The organism is Halegenticoccus soli (genome assembly GCF_002844195.1).
In the GTDB taxonomy this organism is placed as follows: Archaea; Halobacteriota; Halobacteria; order Halobacteriales; family Haloferacaceae; genus Halegenticoccus; species Halegenticoccus soli.
This window is the reverse complement of sequence record NZ_PEND01000001.1, coordinates 860,190-875,527: the sequence shown is the minus strand read 5'-3', so window position 1 is coordinate 875,527 and position 15,338 is coordinate 860,190. Positions and strand designations below refer to the sequence as shown.

The 15,338-nt window shown below is 67.7% G+C and carries 17 protein-coding genes and 1 pseudogene; 6 read left to right on the top strand and 12 right to left on the bottom strand.

The window, feature by feature from the left end; genetic code table 11:
- Window positions 1-142 precede the first annotated feature (142 nt).
- The 5 genes from CNO20_RS04510 to CNO20_RS04490 form a co-directional block, all read right to left on the bottom strand.
- Window positions 143-1,099, bottom strand: a complete 957-nt coding sequence (locus CNO20_RS04510; RefSeq protein WP_101294859.1) for a metal-dependent hydrolase — start codon at window positions 1,097-1,099, stop codon at window positions 143-145.
- A 181-nt stretch (window positions 1,100-1,280) separates the two neighbouring features.
- Entirely contained in the window at window positions 1,281-1,847 is a 567-nt protein-coding gene (locus CNO20_RS04505; RefSeq protein WP_101295031.1) for a mechanosensitive ion channel domain-containing protein, read from the bottom strand.
- A 78-nt stretch (window positions 1,848-1,925) separates the two neighbouring features.
- Window positions 1,926-2,270, bottom strand: a complete 345-nt coding sequence (locus CNO20_RS04500; protein ID WP_101294857.1) for a DUF7116 family protein — start codon at window positions 2,268-2,270, stop codon at window positions 1,926-1,928.
- A gap of 66 nt (window positions 2,271-2,336) precedes the next feature.
- Window positions 2,337-2,579 (bottom strand): DUF5816 domain-containing protein, encoded by a 243-nt coding sequence (locus CNO20_RS04495; RefSeq protein ID WP_101294855.1) that lies wholly within the window; start codon window positions 2,577-2,579, stop codon window positions 2,337-2,339.
- A 51-nt stretch (window positions 2,580-2,630) separates the two neighbouring features.
- Entirely contained in the window at window positions 2,631-2,996 is a 366-nt protein-coding gene (locus CNO20_RS04490) for a HesB/IscA family protein (RefSeq protein ID WP_101294853.1), read from the bottom strand.
- Window positions 2,997-3,326: 330 nt separating this feature from the next.
- On the opposite strand from CNO20_RS04490, the gene CNO20_RS04485 reads away from it, so the two are divergent.
- Window positions 3,327-4,970 carry an alkaline phosphatase gene (locus tag CNO20_RS04485; RefSeq protein ID WP_101294851.1) on the top strand — a complete coding sequence of 548 codons (1,644 nt, stop codon included), beginning with the start codon at window positions 3,327-3,329 and terminating at the stop codon, window positions 4,968-4,970.
- 123 nt (window positions 4,971-5,093) lie between these two features.
- Here the strand turns inward: CNO20_RS04485 and hisD are convergent, their stop codons facing one another.
- The 3 genes from hisD to CNO20_RS23205 form a co-directional block, all read right to left on the bottom strand.
- On the bottom strand, window positions 5,094-6,368 hold the full coding sequence (gene hisD / locus CNO20_RS04480; protein WP_101294849.1) for a histidinol dehydrogenase: 1,275 nt from the start codon (window positions 6,366-6,368) through the stop codon (window positions 5,094-5,096).
- Between the two features lie 79 nt (window positions 6,369-6,447).
- Window positions 6,448-6,660 (bottom strand): hypothetical protein, encoded by a 213-nt coding sequence (locus tag CNO20_RS04475; RefSeq protein ID WP_101294847.1) that lies wholly within the window; start codon window positions 6,658-6,660, stop codon window positions 6,448-6,450.
- 334 nt (window positions 6,661-6,994) lie between these two features.
- Window positions 6,995-7,132 (bottom strand): hypothetical protein, encoded by a 138-nt coding sequence (locus CNO20_RS23205; RefSeq protein ID WP_199174717.1) that lies wholly within the window; start codon window positions 7,130-7,132, stop codon window positions 6,995-6,997.
- A 53-nt stretch (window positions 7,133-7,185) separates the two neighbouring features.
- On the opposite strand from CNO20_RS23205, the pseudogene CNO20_RS04470 reads away from it, so the two are divergent.
- A pseudogene (locus CNO20_RS04470) lies at window positions 7,186-8,556 on the top strand (RNA-guided endonuclease InsQ/TnpB family protein).
- Window positions 8,557-8,833: 277 nt separating this feature from the next.
- On the opposite strand, the gene CNO20_RS24260 reads toward CNO20_RS04470, so the two are convergent.
- Together CNO20_RS24260 and CNO20_RS04460 are read right to left on the bottom strand one after the other, a co-directional pair.
- Entirely contained in the window at window positions 8,834-9,187 is a 354-nt protein-coding gene (locus CNO20_RS24260) for a hypothetical protein (RefSeq protein WP_101294845.1), read from the bottom strand.
- Window positions 9,180-9,542 (bottom strand): winged helix-turn-helix domain-containing protein, encoded by a 363-nt coding sequence (locus CNO20_RS04460; RefSeq protein ID WP_101294843.1) that lies wholly within the window; start codon window positions 9,540-9,542, stop codon window positions 9,180-9,182. Before CNO20_RS04460 ends, CNO20_RS24260 begins: the two co-directional genes overlap by 8 nt.
- A gap of 288 nt (window positions 9,543-9,830) precedes the next feature.
- Here CNO20_RS04460 and CNO20_RS04455 point away from each other — a divergent pair, with 288 nt between their 5' ends.
- Both CNO20_RS04455 and CNO20_RS04450 read left to right on the top strand, forming a co-directional pair.
- Entirely contained in the window at window positions 9,831-10,190 is a 360-nt protein-coding gene (locus tag CNO20_RS04455) for a hypothetical protein (protein WP_101294841.1), read from the top strand.
- A 3-nt stretch (window positions 10,191-10,193) separates the two neighbouring features.
- Window positions 10,194-10,523: a type II toxin-antitoxin system PemK/MazF family toxin gene (locus CNO20_RS04450; protein ID WP_101294839.1), complete on the top strand. Its 330-nt coding sequence runs from the start codon at window positions 10,194-10,196 to the stop codon at window positions 10,521-10,523.
- Between the two features lie 356 nt (window positions 10,524-10,879).
- Here CNO20_RS04450 and CNO20_RS04445 read toward each other — a convergent pair whose 3' ends face one another.
- Complete coding sequence (locus tag CNO20_RS04445; RefSeq protein WP_158237365.1) at window positions 10,880-11,986, bottom strand: PAS domain-containing response regulator; 1,107 nt, start codon at window positions 11,984-11,986, stop codon at window positions 10,880-10,882.
- Between the two features lie 329 nt (window positions 11,987-12,315).
- Between CNO20_RS04445 and asd the strand changes: the two genes are divergently transcribed.
- Both asd and CNO20_RS04435 read left to right on the top strand, forming a co-directional pair.
- Window positions 12,316-13,356 carry an aspartate-semialdehyde dehydrogenase gene (asd, locus tag CNO20_RS04440; protein ID WP_101294835.1) on the top strand — a complete coding sequence of 347 codons (1,041 nt, stop codon included), beginning with the start codon at window positions 12,316-12,318 and terminating at the stop codon, window positions 13,354-13,356.
- A 123-nt stretch (window positions 13,357-13,479) separates the two neighbouring features.
- On the top strand, window positions 13,480-14,205 hold the full coding sequence (locus CNO20_RS04435) for a fumarylacetoacetate hydrolase family protein (protein WP_101294833.1): 726 nt from the start codon (window positions 13,480-13,482) through the stop codon (window positions 14,203-14,205).
- Between the two features lie 48 nt (window positions 14,206-14,253).
- Here the strand turns inward: CNO20_RS04435 and CNO20_RS04430 are convergent, their stop codons facing one another.
- Complete coding sequence (locus CNO20_RS04430) at window positions 14,254-15,201, bottom strand: D-2-hydroxyacid dehydrogenase (protein WP_101294831.1); 948 nt, start codon at window positions 15,199-15,201, stop codon at window positions 14,254-14,256.
- Window positions 15,202-15,338 lie beyond the last annotated feature (137 nt).

Below are 15,338 nucleotides of genomic sequence, written 5' to 3'. Positions count from 1 at the left end.
TCCCGCTGGTCCGCCGCCACGACGGTCGTCGGCGACGCGAGCCGTCCGTCAGGGGCGGGGAAGCGGACGCCGATGGGCGGCTCCCCCGCAGGCGGCGGGCTTTCGTCGACGAGGCGGATCTCCCCTCGAACGCGCCGCCGGCTCAGGCGACGAGGTAGGCCGCGGCGTACGCGAGAGCCGCGAGCGTCACCGCCGTCAGACCGGTGAGGGCGGCCGTGACGCCGTCGGGCAGTTCGACCGTCCGCCGGAGCGGGCGCACGCGCGGCGCGGCCCCGACCGTCGCGACCGCGAGGACGGAGAACACGAACGGGTACGAGAGGTCGAGCGTCGGGGTGGGGATGAGCGGGATCGACGCCGCGTAGCCGAAGCCGAGCGCCGCGCGCGGATTCACCGTCGGGCGGATCGGTCGCCCCGTGAGCCGGAAGTAGGCGTAGACCGCGGCCCAGACGGTCGACAGTTCGACGAGGAACGCGCCGAGCAGGTGGAGCGTCGGGTCGGGGTGGAGCGCCACGCGCTCCGCGACGAGGGTCGCAGAGAGGGGGTAGAGCATGGCCGGCGGCTCGCCCGTCAGGAGGTCGCCGAAGGGGTGCGAGACGAGGCCGAAGAGCGCCGCGGCGGCGATCGCGGCCGGCGGGAGGTCTGTGTACCGGCCGACGGCGACCCCGGCGGCGACGGCTCCGAGGGCGAAAATCGTCATCACGGCCGCGCCGAGAGCGCCGCTCGCGGCGGCGGCGACGGCGCTCAGGGCGACGACGGCGGACGCGGCGCCGACCCGGGCGGCCGTCGATCCGGTGCGCTCCCCGACGGCGGCGGCGTAGACGGCGACGGCGACGCCGGGTGCGACGAGCAGCGAGTGCGTGACCGCGCGGTGGACGACGTTTCCGGTCCGCCAGAAGGCCGACGCGACCGCGAGCGCGTCCCCCGCGCCGGGGGCGGCGCCGACGACGCCGACGAGCGCGTAGCCCATATCGACGTCGGGGAGGGCGGCGAACGCCGCGGCGACCGCAGCGAGCGCCAGCGCGCGCTCACGGGACCACCCGCAGCGGTCCGCCGCGAGCGCGACCACCGCGAACGCCAACAGGGCGTGGCCGGCGAACATGCGCGGCCGTTCGGGGCGAGACGAGATAAGTCGCGCGCCCGATTCGGTAGTGGGGGGCACGGCCGGAGCCGAAGGCGCGGGCAGAGGAGGAGGCCCGGCGGGAAGCCCGACTGGAGGGGAAAGCACAGCCGGAGCGGAAGACGAGACCGGCGCGAAAGGCGCAGACCCCCGGACGCGCGCGTCACTCGCCGGTCCCCGTCGCCGCGAGGTCGCCCTCCGCCGCTGCCTCACGCCTGGTCCAGCCGCTCTCGATGGCGGCGTTCCCGAGGACGACGGTGTCGCCGTCCACGTCGAACCGCGTTTTCCGGAGCTCGATGCTCTCGACGACGCCGGTGATATCCCCGGTCGCCACGGTGTCGCCGGGCTCGAAGTCCGGATCGCGGAGGAGGTAGACGCCGGCGACGGCGTCCGCGATCATGTCGGAGGACGCGTAGGAGACGCCGAGGGCCACGAACCCGGTCGCGGTGCCGAGCGACGCGGCGATCTCGGTGAGCCCGACGACGGAGAGGAAGGACAGGGCGATCCCGAACCAGAGGAAGATCGAAACGATCGTCGCCACGAACCGGCGGTACACCGGCGACTCGCCGGGGAGCGCCCGGCGGAGCGCGACCCTGACGCCCGCCACGATCGCCTTCACGAGGATCCCGCCGAGGAGCAGGAAGACGAGGCCCGAGAGGACGGCCGGAATCGCCTCTCCCAGGCCGTTCACGAAGTCGGCGAGCGCTCGCTCGACGATACCCGTCTGCATGACGGCTGATCGCATACCGGCCCGACGCCTCGGCCGGTGTTAAAAGTTACAACGGAAGTCGCCCTCGGAGGTGCCGACTCAGGCGACGACGCCGTCCTCCTGCCGGACGACCTCGTACTCGCCGCCGTCGTCGACGCCGATGATGGCCCACTCGTACGACGGGCTCGTCCCCCGAAGTCGATCGTGAAGGTCCCCCGCGTACTCCTTCCACGTGACGAAACAGCGGAGCGACGGCTCGTCGCTCCGACCGCCGTCGGCGAGGACGCGCGTCGCGGACGCGCCGTCGCCCTCCATCGCCGTCACGTGGACGGTTCGCCACTTGCGCTCGGCTCGTAACTCCGTCCCTTCGCCGGAGACGGCGTACCCGAGCCGTCTGAAGATATCCCTGGCCTCCTCGACTGGTGGCACGGTAACAGGGGCCATGTGGCTAGAGCTACAGCGACGATTGTGATAAACCTTGTCACGGAAGAGGAAAACCCGGCCGTTCGGTCACTCGTGGGCGGCGTCCCACTCCTCCGGCTTGCGGATGTTGCCGCACTCGTTGCACTCGATGCGTCCCATCGTGTCCATCGCGTTGTCGAACGTCTCGCAGTTGCCGCAGAAGTAGCCGTAGCGCCGATCGCCGTCCTCGCCGGCGTAGACGACGAAGAACGGCCCCTTCGAGCCGCGCTCGCCGGCGGTCCGATCGACGTAGACGCTCGCGCCGTCGGCGGTCGTTCGTTCGAGTTCCATGGGCCGACTACGCGGCCGCCGAATATATGTCTGGTTCCGGGCCGGTCGCCGTCACGTCCGGAAGCTCTCGCCGCAGCCGCACTCGGAGACGACGTTCGGGTTCTCGACGTGGAATCCCGCCGCCTGCAGGCCGCTCTCGTAGTCGAGAACGCTCCCGCCGACGTAGTTCAGGCTCGCGGGGTCGACGAACACGCGGAGCCCGTGGTGTTCGCTGACGGCGTCGTCCTCCTCCGGTTCCGTGTCGAATCGCATCCCGTACGAGAGTCCGGCGCAGCCGCCCTGCTGGACGAACAGCCGGAGGCCGGCGATCGACGGGTCCATCCCTTCGCCCTCCATCAGCGAGAGGGCCTGCTCGGCCGCCGCCGGCGTCACCTCGACCTGCATCTCCGACTCGGTCCCAGCCGTTTCCGTGCTCATGAGCGTTCATCTCTCCCGAAGCGTGTTAACTGTGACGCCGGTTCGCGGGGGTAGTGTTCGAGTACGTAGATGGGCCTGGAGGGAGTGACGTGACTGCGAGAGATCCCTCGCCCTCTCACTCCGCCGGACTGCCGGCTGCCTCGCCGGCTGAAACCGGCGGTCGTCGCCTCGGTATCCGAACACTGCTCGGCCCGTATTTTCCGATTATCGTGAAGAAGTCCGAATAATTACTAGTTTGTCTCTAAAATACGTATTTTATGTATGGTTTAGTAGTTCTAAGTTGTATAAATCCTGAATTTCATAAGAAACGAATGGAAAGGAGAGACCGTCATGCAGCGACGTGACTTCATGAGCGTTCTGGCGGCGCTGGGCATCACGAGTGCCGCGAGCACGGCGGGAACCGCGGAACGGGCGAACGAGTCTGTCGAGACGGACGGAGACGCGGCAGGGAAGACCGCGTTCGAACGGACGGGCGTCGAAAACGTGATGGTGCTCATCGGCGACGGCATGGGCTACGATCACATCGAAGTTACCGAGGAAGTCCACGGCCGGTTGGCCATGCAGGAGTTCGACCACACAGGGTACGAGCAAACCGACTCCCGGAGCGGCGAGGTCACAGACTCGGCGGCGGCGGGGACCGCGTTCGCCACCGGCTTCATGGCGTACAACGGGCAGGTCTCCGTCTACGGCGACGCGGAGAGCCAGGACGTCACCGAGATCGCGACGCAGCTCGAAGTAGCGGAGAAGCTGGGCATGAACACCGGCCTCGTCTCGACGTCGCGGATCACGCACGCCACGCCGGCGGTGTACGCCTCCCACAACTGGGACCGCGGGAACGAGGGCGAGATCGCGAGCGACATGATCGCGAGCGGCGCGGAGGTCCTACTCGGCGGCGGCGCTGAGAAAATTTCCGACGACCAGCTTCGAACGGCCGAGGACGAGGGATACGAACTGCTGTACGACGCGTCCGACCTCGAAGGTGCGAGCGGCGACAAGCTCTTCGGGGTTTTCTCCGAGAGCCACGTCCCCTACGTGCTCGACCGCGACGACTCGACGCCGGGCCTGCTCGACATGACGGAGGCCGCCGTCTCGCGCCTCGAAGAGGGCGACGACGGGTTCTTCCTGATGGTCGAGGCCGCCCGCATCGATCACGCCGCTCACGGCAACGACGTGGCCGCGACGGTCGCCGAGACCAAGGAGTTCGACGACGTCGTCGCGTTCGCGCGCCAGTACGCCGCGGAGAACGAGGACACGCTCGTCGTCGTGACGTCGGACCACGAGACCGGCGGCCTGGCGACCGGCAACGACTACGGCTCGCCCATAGAGACCGAAAAGATCGCGGACGCGAAGGCCAGCATCGGGACGATGGTCGAGGCGATCGAGGACGGCGGCGACGTCGCCGAGGTCGTGAGCGAGCACGCCCACGTCGATCTCACGGACGAGGACCTCGCGTACGTCGACGAACAGCGCGACTCGGACGACCCGTACGCCTTCGCCAACGCGCTCGGCGAGGTCATCTCGGAGCACCTCGGCGTCGCGTGGGCCTCGCACAAACACACCGGCCCGGCGCAGGTCGTGATGGCGACCGGCCCCGGCGAGGACTGGTTCCTCGGCTGGAACCACCACGTCGACACCTCGAAGAAGACGCTCGCGCTCATGCTGTTCGGGGAGAACGAAGAGCGGCTTCGGACGGTCGACGGGAGCACGCTCCGGAGCCGCGCGACCGGGAGCGCGGCCGTGCGTCCCCGGGACGCCTACACCGCGCTCGTGGAGCACGTCGGACCCGTCGAGGACGACGTCGCCGAGGCGCTCGACGTCGACGGCGACGGTCTCGTCGACTACATGGACGTGCTCGCGCTGCTAACCGGCGAGAGCGTCGACTCCGGTGACGGGGCGGACGGCTCCGAAATCGACTGCGAAACCGTCAGCTCCGACGACGACACCGAGCGCCTGCACGCCCCGATCTCGGCGTAATCGAAACGCCGGGCGCCGACTCCGATCGCCGATCGGTCGTCGAGACCTCGTAACCTCGTTTTGTTCCGGTGCCCCCTTTCGTTCCGGCGCTTGTCCCCGAGCCGCCGGCCGACCACCCGTCGCTCACTCGGCGTCGAACCGCCGGCGGACGCTCTCCGCGTGCGCTTCCAGCCCCTCGGCCGCTGCGAGCGTCGTGATCGTCTCGGCCAGGTCTCCGAGGGCGTCGCGGTCGAGGCGCTGGACGGTGGACGAGCGGACGAAGTCGTCGACCGAGAGGCCGCCGTGGACCTTCGCGCCGCCGTTCGTCGGCAGGACGTGGTTCGTCCCGGAGGCGTAGTCCCCGGCGGCGACCGGCGTGTACGGCCCCAGGAACACGCTCCCCGCGCTGGCGATTCGATCGAGGAGCGCCTCGTCGTCCGCGGCCTGGATCGACAGGTGCTCGGCGGCGTACTCCTCGGCGAACAGCACCGCCTCGGACATCGACCGCGCGAGGAACACGCCGCTCGCGCCGCTCCCGAGTGCCTCGCGGACGACGCCCTCGCGCACCCTGCCGGTCGTCTGCGACTCGACCTCGGCGACGATCGCCTCCGCGGTCCCGGGGTCGTCCGTGACGGCGACGACGGAGGCGTTCGGGTCGTGCTCGGCCTGCGCGACGAGGTCGGCGGCGACGAACGCCGGTTCGGCCGTCTCGTCGGCCAGCACCAGGATCTCGCTCGGCCCCGCGAGGAAGTCGATCTCGACGTCGCCCCTGATCTCGGCCTTCGCGGCGGTGACCCACCTGTTCCCCGGCCCGACGACCTTCTGGACCGCCTTGACCGTCTCGGTCCCGTGGGCGAGCGCGGCGACGGCCTGCGCGCCGCCGACGCTGTAGACCGCGTCCGCCCCCGCCTCGTGAGCGGCGGCGAGCGTCACCGGGTTGATCTTCTCCGCCGGCGGGGTCGTCACCGCGACGTGTTCGACGCCCGCGACCTTCGCCGGGATGACCCCCATCAGGACGCTGGACGGGTAGGCGGCGGTCCCGCCCGGCGCGTACACCCCGACGCGTTCGAGCGGCCGGAACCGGCGGCCGAGCTCCCGCCCGCCGATCGTCTCGCGCCAGTCCTCGGGCACCTGCCGCTCGTGGAACTCCCTGACGTTCGCCGCCGCGTCGCGGATCGCCCCGCGGATCTCGTCGTCGACGGCCTCGGCGGCGCGCTCGGCGTCGCCCGTGACGTCCAGGTTGCCGACCTCGACGCCGTCGAACTCCCGGCAGAACTCCCTGATCGCGACGTCGCCCTCGTCGCGGACGCGTTCCACGATCGTCCGGACGTCGCCGCGGACGGCCTCGATGCCGGCGTCGCGCTCGAACAGCGCGGCGCGCTCGTCCGGCCCGAGGTCCGCGATCTTCCGCACGTTCATGGGCGGGCTTCGCCCGGCGGGCGAAAAACGGTTTCCATCCCACGACAGCGGTCGATGGGTCGGTTCGGAGGCGGACCGGTCACTCCTCGATCGGGAGCACGCCCGTCGCCGCGAGCACGGCGCGGACGAACAGGAAGACCACGAGGAGGAACGCCGCCGCGACGACCGGCGCGGCCAGGAGCTGTGCGACGCGGAACGGGAGGACGATCCGCGTCGTGCCGAGGACGAGAAAACTCAGGAGGACGAGCCCGAACGCGAGAAGCGAGAGGCGGACGAACTGCGAGCGGTCCATACGCTCCGCAAACGGCGCTGGGAAATGTGGGTTGCGCTCCGGCGCGGCCGGAGATCCGCGTCTCGCCGCCGACCGAATCAGCGGCTTCCGCGGCCGGCAGACTCGTCCGACCGGACGTCGACGTGGTGGACGGCCCCCTCGTGGAGAACCGTCTCCCCGTCGGCGTCCGCGTACACGACGGCTCGGCGGTACTCCCTCCCGAAGAGGTTCGAGAACGTGTTTCGTACGGACTGAACGGAGTGAACGGGAACATCGGTGACAGATAATCAAGCGCATGCCCCACCTTCAGGCGAGGGTCGAGCGACCACAGTACTACGCAATCCACCGACGACGCTCAGTCCGGGGTCTGTTCCAGAACCCGTCTCTCACCTTCGAGGAGCAACCCTTTCCACGTCAGTCCACGGTGCTTCTTCAGTTCCTTCAACCGCTCGTACTGTTCATCGTCGTCAAACTCGATTCGGATAGCGACCATACAGTATCACACGAACTGAACAGTTATGTGCGTCCCGGTACAACCAGTTGTTGATGAGGCGAACCAACACCTTCGTCGTCCGACCCCGCTCCGAACAGGACGCGGAGTTGCTCCACGAACTGTTGGACGCCTCAGCCAGCCTCTGGAACGAACTCACCTACGAACACCGCCAGAACTACTTCGACGGCAAATCCGTCTGGGACACCGCAGACTACCGCAAACAGTACGTTGGTGTTCTCGGAAGTGCCGCCGCTCAACAACTCATCCGCAAGAGCAAGCGCGCGTGGAAATCGTTCTTCTCGCTCAAAGAGAAGGGCGAACACTGTTCCCCACCCGGATACTGGGGCAACGAGGACGACGGTCGAACACTCCGCACGTACATCCGCAACGACCAGTACACGCTGGAGATGGGCGATCGCTCCCGCCTCGAAATCCCCGTCGGGAAAGAACTCAAAGAGAAGTACGACCTCGGCTACACCGAGCGTCTTCGCCTCGAAGTGGCGGGCGTTCCAAAGTAGGACGGCAAACAGGGTCGGTTGGAACTGTACTACGACCAGTCTTCGAACCAATTCAGGGCCTTTCAGCCAGTCACCGTGGACGATTCTCGACTGGATATACCACTGGCTTCGGAAGAAGCCGCTCTGGATATTGGTGCGAACAACCTCGTCGCCTGTACGACCACGACTGGCCAACAGTACCTGTACCACGGACGCGACCTGTTCGACCAGTTCCACGACACCACGCGAGAGATTGCCCGGCTCCAATCGAAGTTGCCCGAGAGACGAAATCTCTCGGAATCACGGAAGACTTCGTCTTCCGGACGACTCCGCGAGGGACGCTACTCCTCGAAGCGGATTCGGCAACTGTACCATGGCCGGACGCGACGGCGCGACCACGCACAGAACGCGCTGGTGCGCGACCTCCTCGAACGCCTGTACGAGGAGGGCGTTTCAACGGTGTACGTCGGCGACCTCACCGACGTACTGGAGACGCACTGGTCGGTTCGAGCCAACGAGAAAACGCACAACTTCTGGGCGTTCCGGGCGTTTCTCGACCGACTCGCGTGTACCGCCGAGGAATACGGCATCACGGTCGAAGTCCGGTCGGAGGCGTGGACGAGTCAGACGTGTCCGAACTGTGGTTCGACCACGGACACGATTCGGCATCAGGACACGCTCACGTGTTCGTGCGGGTTCGAAGGACACGCCGACCTCGTAGCCTCGGAGTCGTTCCTGAGACGTCATCAGAACTCTTCGAGGTCTGATTGGCGAACGAGACACGGAGTGTCTCGTCAACGGCACACCGACGTACCAAGGCCGATGGCACGGCCCGTGCGATTCGAGTGGGACAGCCACGAGTGGCTGGAGTCACCACGCTCTCACCGTCCCAAAGAAGTACGCACAAACCGGAGTATCCGCGGATAGGAGAAAGTCGCTCGCGTCGGGGGTGGCGCTGATACCTGACCCCGAGCGCGAGGATTCCCGCGTTGACGAGACGCGGAGCGTCTCGTCCGCACACCAGAACGCGAAGCGTTCTGGGGACGCCTTTAGGCGCGTGGAGGATGTCAATCGTATCTCCGGTTACATAGTAAAAGGACCTGTGAAATGTACACCCGGAACACTACCGTGCGAGAATCCGCCAGTAGATCGACAAGGCCTCGTGAATCCGATTCACAGAGATGCGAGGAGGAAGCCCACGGCTTTAGCCGTGGGAGGAATCCGACGAATCGAGAAATTCCTCGCATCGCTCGATCATCCGGTCGGTGAACGCGGTCGTAATCCTCCCCTGTGGGTTCGCCACTGCTCGATGTTTGATGGTCCCAACGACCCAGGGTGAACAGTAGGACGTTTTATCCGGATTTCGTCCGGTTACCCACGCATCTCCGACTTCGAAATTCGCCGGCAGGTCGCTCGTCGTGAGCGCGGCACAGACGTATTCCTCGCCCGGATACGGAAGCATCTCCGAGGCGAGAACTAACCAGAGTCGAGGATTGGAGCCCTGTCTGAACGGGTCGGGTGCCCAAAAGACATCTCCCTTCCGATACGCGTCACTCACGTTCCTCACGCGGATCGACCGCGTGTTCCTGCCACTCGTCGTACGCTAACGGTTCGTCCTCGTAGCTCGCAGCGACGGCGTTCGCGTGAGCCACCGCCGCGTCTACACTGCGAACGTGGTCGCTAATCCTCCAGTACGTCCCCCTGTGATCTACCCGACCGTCTTCCCGAAGTCGGACCAACGTCGGTCCGACGGAACCCCGGTTGACGCCGGTGGCTTCTGCGATTTCGGTCTGCGTGAACGCTTGATCGGCGTGTTCTGCGAGAAACGAGAGTATCTCGTTTGCGTTCGTTCCGGGTTTCGGACCGTCGTCCCCGTCGTCGATACGCTCGAATCGATCCGCGCTGATAGGCATGTGTACTACTTTGTATCGGATGTACTAAGCACTTCTGCCGGTGTTCGATCTTCAACTGCTACGGACGCTCGCTTGGCTCTGCGAACCGGACGGCCCGAGGAGACACAGAGAATCCCCTCCACATCGAGAGGTCGAGATCTCCTAGTAGGTTACCGAGCGCAGGCTCCGCCTGCGCGCAGCGTAAAAGGTCGATGTGCGCCCGGAACACTACCGAGCGAGAATCCGCTAGTAGCTCGTTACGCAAAGTACGGCAGTACACTCATTACCTCAGAACGTCAATTACGCAGTATGCCGGTGAGTATCGACGAGTTCGAATCGGGTAACCTCCCGGAGGGGCCGAGCGTGCCGGAGCAAGTGGCCACGTATCTCTACACGCACCGCGACCAGGCATTCACACGTTCGGAGATCGCTACCGCTATCGACGAAGACCCGAACGTGGTTGGAACCGCCCTCACACGACTAAAAGAGCGTGAACTCGTCCGACATAGGGGCCAATACTGGGCGATTACGAACGATCAGGAGCGCGTCGCCGCCGCGTACGACCTCCATCGGACGAGCGAACGGCTCGACGAGTCGGACGGCGGCATCGATACCGGCGACTGGGACGCAGCTGCGCCCGATAGCCCGCATCCAAGTGAGGACGGCTGACCGATGCAACCGGAGCGCGGTGACGTCGTTCGGAGTAGCGACCCGTTCAAACTCGGTGACGACCGCCAGCGGCCGTGGGTCATCGTGAACAACGATTCGCATCCGTTCGGCCACGAACAGTTCGTCGCGGTTGCGGTGTCTACGAAAGCGTACGACGTATCCCTACCACTCGACGATGAGGTCTGGGAAATCGGTGGCGTTCCCCGGGAGTCGTTCGTTTCTCCGTGGGCAGTCCACTCGCCGCGTATCGAGGATCTGATTGCGTGGCAGGGCCGAGTCACGGAGGAGTTCGTCGATGAAGTCGTGGACGCGATAGCGACGTATCTACGATGATCGAAAGTGTACGCCCGGAACACTAACGGCCGGCGTCACTCCTGGCGGCGCGCCGAGTCGGCCGGGAAACCCTCGTGCCGGGCGGTCCGCGGGCGGTGGCGGACGGCACCCGCGGTCCGAAGACCGCGATGTCGCGTGCCCGGGTTCGCCGCGCGGTCATCGCTCCCGTGACGGGACGACTCGGGCGGGGACTAGAGGCACGCTCGTCGAACTAGGTCGCCGGGACGTAAACTGGTTTCGAAGGGCGCGTGCGGGGGAACGAGAGCGGAACTCGGGGTGGCCGGGCGAGGGACGCCGGGCCGGTACCGCGTCGGGCGCGGCGTTCTTCCCCGCTCTTTGCTCCGGCGGACCGCCGCTCAGCCGTCGCCGCCGTTCGCGCTCGAAACCTCGCGGAAGTAGACGGAAAGTCCCGTCTCCGACGGGTAAAGGTGGCAGGCGAACCCGGTTTCGAGCGGCTCGTAGTACCCCTCGACCGTGAGCTGGTCGCCGGTCTCCACCGCCCGCCGCATCGCCGCGCCGATCCGGCTGTCGCGCAGTTCCGGGAAGGCGTCCCAGACGCGCCGCCCGAGGAGGTCGTCGCCGGTGCGGCCGAGCAGCTCCTCCGCCCGACGGTTCAGGTACGTGTACCGCCAGTCCGCGTCGAGACCGAGAAACGCGTCCGTCACGCGGTTCAGCAGGGCGTCGAGTTCCCGTTCCAGGGTGGTTCGGCGGGAGATGTCGCGGCCGACGCCGCAGACGCCGATCTCCGCCCCGTCCCCGTCCGTGAGGCGCGCACCGGTGAACTCGTAGGGGATCCGCCGCCCGCCCTTCGTCGAGAGCTCCGTCTCGATCGTCACCCGCCCCCGGTCGAAGGCGGTCTCGATCGCCTCCGCGACGCGGTCCTTCGCCTCGCCGTCGAAGAAGTCCGTCGGCGACATCGACTCGATCTCGGCGTCGCCGTAGCCGGTCGCGTCGCTCAGCGCGTCGTTCCAGAGGACGAACGAGCCGTCCCGGTCGAACAGGTAGAAGACGTCGTCGAGCGCGTCGACAGCGCCGCGCAGCAGCGCCTCGTTCCGGCGCGCGGCGCGCTCGGCCCGCCGCGCCGCGACCGCCCGTTCGACGCGGTTCGCCAGCACCCGGTACTGTTCCGTGCCCGCCTCCTTCCGGAGGTAATCCGTGACCCCCGCGCGCAGGGCGTCGCTCGCGATCTCCTCGCTTCCCTTCCCCGTGAAGAGCACGAACGGGACCTCGACGCCCGCCGAACGGACGCCGTCGAGGAGGTCGAGTCCGGTCCGCTCGCCGAGGTCGTAGTCGCTCACGACGCAGTCGATCGCGTCCGCCGATCGAACGGCGGAGAGCGCGGCGTCGACGGTGGTCGCCGTGCGCGTCTCGATCCCGTGGAGGTGGCGTTCGAGGAAGGACGCCGCGAGATCCGCCAACCCCGGCTCGTCGTCCACGAGCAGGACGGTCATCCGACAAGCCATGCCTCGGTCCACCGGGGCGAACCAGATAAAGTGTCTCATCCGCCCCCGCAAAATTTTTTCCGGAACGGCCGACCGGATGGGGGCGAACCGCGGAGCGGCGACGCGAGCGAGACGGTCGACGGGCGCCGACGAACGAGCGGCGGAGGGATCGCAGATACGTCGGGCTGCGACCGCTTCGGGCGGCCGATCGACGGCGGATCGATCCGTTTCGCGTCGATCTCTCGGCCGCGCCGCCCCGCCGTCGTCGACCCGCGAAACGCGGGGAGGGGACGGCGAAGATCGGCGCGAATCCAAACCCCCTTATGCTCGTGCCACCCAACCACACGGCAATGTCAGTACGAGTCGGCATCCTCGGCGCCACCGGTGCAGTCGGACAGCGGTTCATCCAGCTCCTCGACGATCACCCGACGTTCGAACTCGCGACCGTGACCGCGAGCGACGACAGCGCGGGCAAGCCGTACCGCGAGGCGGCGAAGTGGCGCGTCGACACGCCCATCCCGGAGGACGTGGCGGATCTCACCGTCCGGCGGACCGCCGCGGAGGACGTCCCCGACGACGTCGATCTCCTCTTTTCGTCGCTGCCGTCGAGCGTCGCGGAGGCCGTCGAACCGGAGCTGGCGGAGGCCGGCTTCGTGATCTCCTCGAACTCCTCGAACGAGCGAACGGCCGACGACGTGCCCCTCACCATCCCCGAAGTCAACGCGGACCACCTCGACCTCATCGAGGTCCAGCGCGACGAGCGGGGCTGGGACGGCGCGCTTATCAAGAACCCGAACTGCTCGACCATCACGATGGTCCCGACGCTCGCCGCGCTCGACGACTTCGGGCTAAAGCGCGCGCACGTTTCGACGCTCCAGGCCGTCTCCGGCGCGGGCTACTCCGGGGTCACCTCGATGGAGATCATCGACAACGTCCTCCCCCACATCGGCGGCGAGGAGGAGAAGATGGAGACCGAGAGCCGGAAGCTCCTCGGAACGTTCGACGGCGCAGCGGTGACGTGGCACGACGTGGAGGTTTCCGCGTCCTGCAACCGCGTCCCGTCGCTCGACGGGCACCTGGAGAACGTCTTCGCGGACCTCGCGGAGCGCCCGAGCGCCGACGAGGTGGCGGACGCGATGCGCTCGACGGAGGGGCTCGACCTCCCGAGTTCGCCCGATCGACTCATCCACGTCTTCGGCCCGGACGAACCCGACCGCCCGCAGCCGCGGCTCGACCGCATGCGCGGCCGGGGGATGCAGGTCTCCGCCGGCGGGATCCAGGAGACGGCCCGGGGCGTGAAGTACAACTGCCTGTCGCACAACACGATCCGCGGCGCGGCCGGCGCGAGCGTCCTCAACGGCGAACTGCTCGTCGAGAACGGCTGGGTGTAGATGGCGTCCGCCGCGCGGCCGATCGATCAGTAGCGGATCGGTTGCGCGCGGCCGACTGATCGGTAGCGGATCGGACCCGCGCGGTCCCGACACGCATTTAACGGACACTTCCGACCGTTCGGTATGCGAATCGCTCGCGCGTCGACCCCGGACGGAGTCGTCACAGGCGAGTACCGGGACGGAGTCGTCGTCACCGACGGGAACGAGTACGCCGTGGGGACCGACGCGGCGTTGCTCGCGCCGTGCGAGCCGTCGGCACTGTACTGCGTCGGGCGGAACTACGCGGAGACGCTGGAGCAGATGGCGTACGAGCGCCCCGAGGAACCGGACTTCTTCATCAAGCCGCCGGCGTCGGTCATCGCGCACGAAGAGCCCGTCCCGTACCCCTCGTTCACCGGGGAACTCACCTACGCCGGCGAACTGGCGGCCGTGATCGGCGAGCGCTGCCGGGACCTCGCGCCGGCGGAGGTTCCGGAGGTCGTCCGCGGGTACACGATCGTGAACGACGTCGACGCGCTCGACCAGCCCGGACGGACGGCCCGCAAGGCGTTCGACGGTTCCGGGCCGCTCGGCCCGTGGATCGAGACCGACGTCGACCCGACCGGCCTCGACATGCACACCGAGATCAACGGCGAGCGGCGACAGGAGGCGAACACGGAGCTGATGCTGTTCGACCCGTTCGAGGTCGTCGCCTTCCTCTCCGAGCGGTTCACCTTCCGCCCGGGCGACGTCGTGGCCTTCGGCAGCCCGGCGAACCCCGGACTGATACAGCCGGGCGACGTCGTCGAGATCACCTACGAGGGCGTCGGGACGCTCCGGAACCGCGTCGTCGACCCGGCGGAGCGGTGAGCCGAGCGGTCGCCCGCGCTCCGTCGGGTCGACCGCGGTTCGGAACGCTCAGACGACCCGGTTTTCGAGGTCTTCCTCGCCAGCGTCGAGGCGGCGGACGTTCTCGGCGAGGACGTCGGCCAGCCGGTTCCAGTACTCCGGGGTGTGGCCGGCGTTGTGCGGCGTGATGAACACGTTGTCGAGGTTCCAGAGCGCGTGGTCCTCCGGGAGCGGTTCGGGGTCGGTCACGTCGAGCGCCGCGCCGCGGATCGCGTTGGTCCGGAGCGCGTCGAGGAGCGCGTCGGTGTCGACGATGGGGCCCCGGCCGACGTTGACGACCACGGCGTCGGGCTTCATCGTCCGGAACGCCTCGTCGTCGAACAGCCCCTCCGTCGTCTCGGTGAGCGGCGCGGCGATCACGACGTAGTCGCTCCGGGCGAGCGCGTCGTGCAGGTCGCCGTAGCCGAGTACCTCGTCGGTCGGGCCGCCCTTCTCCGGCGAGTACCGGACCCCGATCGTCTCGACGCCGAACGGTTCCAGTCGGTCGACGATCGTCTCGCCGATCGCGCCCAGTCCGACGACGGCGACGGTGCCGCCGGCGAGTTCGCGCGCCTGGAACGACCGCCACTCGCGGCGCTCCTTCTGCCGCCACGCCCGATCGAACCCCCGGACGAAGAGCAGGATGTTCCCGACGACGTGTTCTGCGATGTTGGGGCCGTGGACGCCGGAGGCGTTCGTGACCGCGACGCCCCGCGCCTCGAACTCGTCGAGTGGGAGGTGCCCTGTGCCGGCGAAGACGCACGCGAACAGGTCGAGATCCGACGCGTCGAGCAGGTCCGGCTCGACGGCGTACCCGGTCGCGACGGGGGTTCGGGTCAGCAGATCGCGCTCCTCCTCGGGCGTTCGCGCGAGGGCGACCTCCTTGCCGGGGAGGCGCTCGCGGATCGCGTCGGCGTAGTCGGCGGCGGGCATGCCGTGGATCTTCTGCCGCAGGACGACGATGTCCGGGTCGGTCATGGGGGACGATTTCGCGAGGCGGGTTAAGAGTGCACCTGCTTCGGCATTTGCGGCCCCTTCCGCCGCCGCGGATCCGGTCCGTCTCCGGTCCGTCCCCGGTCCATCTCCAGTCCCTCTCCAGTCCGTCCCTGGCCCGT

Bases quoted from the DNA above. Each gene is read 5' to 3' on its own strand.
- CNO20_RS04505 (WP_101295031.1), bottom strand. From the start codon at position 1,847: ATGCAGACGGGTATCGTCGAGCGAGCGCTCGCCGACTTCGTGAACGGC.
- CNO20_RS04490 (WP_101294853.1), bottom strand. From the start codon at position 2,996: ATGAGCACGGAAACGGCTGGGACCGAGTCGGAGATGCAGGTCGAGGTG.
- CNO20_RS04430 (WP_101294831.1), bottom strand. From the start codon at position 15,201: ATGACCGACCCGGACATCGTCGTCCTGCGGCAGAAGATCCACGGCATG.
- CNO20_RS04445 (WP_158237365.1), bottom strand. From the start codon at position 11,986: ATGGCTTGTCGGATGACCGTCCTGCTCGTGGACGACGAGCCGGGGTTG.
- CNO20_RS04485 (WP_101294851.1), top strand. From the start codon at position 3,327: ATGCAGCGACGTGACTTCATGAGCGTTCTGGCGGCGCTGGGCATCACG.
- CNO20_RS04450 (WP_101294839.1), top strand. From the start codon at position 10,194: ATGCAACCGGAGCGCGGTGACGTCGTTCGGAGTAGCGACCCGTTCAAA.
- CNO20_RS04475 (WP_101294847.1), bottom strand. From the start codon at position 6,660: ATGGACCGCTCGCAGTTCGTCCGCCTCTCGCTTCTCGCGTTCGGGCTC.
- CNO20_RS04495 (WP_101294855.1), bottom strand. From the start codon at position 2,579: ATGGAACTCGAACGAACGACCGCCGACGGCGCGAGCGTCTACGTCGAT.
- CNO20_RS04455 (WP_101294841.1), top strand. From the start codon at position 9,831: ATGCCGGTGAGTATCGACGAGTTCGAATCGGGTAACCTCCCGGAGGGG.
- CNO20_RS23205 (WP_199174717.1), bottom strand. From the start codon at position 7,132: ATGGTCGCTATCCGAATCGAGTTTGACGACGATGAACAGTACGAGCGG.
- CNO20_RS04435 (WP_101294833.1), top strand. From the start codon at position 13,480: ATGCGAATCGCTCGCGCGTCGACCCCGGACGGAGTCGTCACAGGCGAG.
- CNO20_RS04460 (WP_101294843.1), bottom strand. From the start codon at position 9,542: ATGCCTATCAGCGCGGATCGATTCGAGCGTATCGACGACGGGGACGAC.
- CNO20_RS04500 (WP_101294857.1), bottom strand. From the start codon at position 2,270: ATGGCCCCTGTTACCGTGCCACCAGTCGAGGAGGCCAGGGATATCTTC.
- hisD (WP_101294849.1), bottom strand. From the start codon at position 6,368: ATGAACGTGCGGAAGATCGCGGACCTCGGGCCGGACGAGCGCGCCGCG.
- CNO20_RS04510 (WP_101294859.1), bottom strand. From the start codon at position 1,099: ATGTTCGCCGGCCACGCCCTGTTGGCGTTCGCGGTGGTCGCGCTCGCG.
- asd (WP_101294835.1), top strand. From the start codon at position 12,316: ATGTCAGTACGAGTCGGCATCCTCGGCGCCACCGGTGCAGTCGGACAG.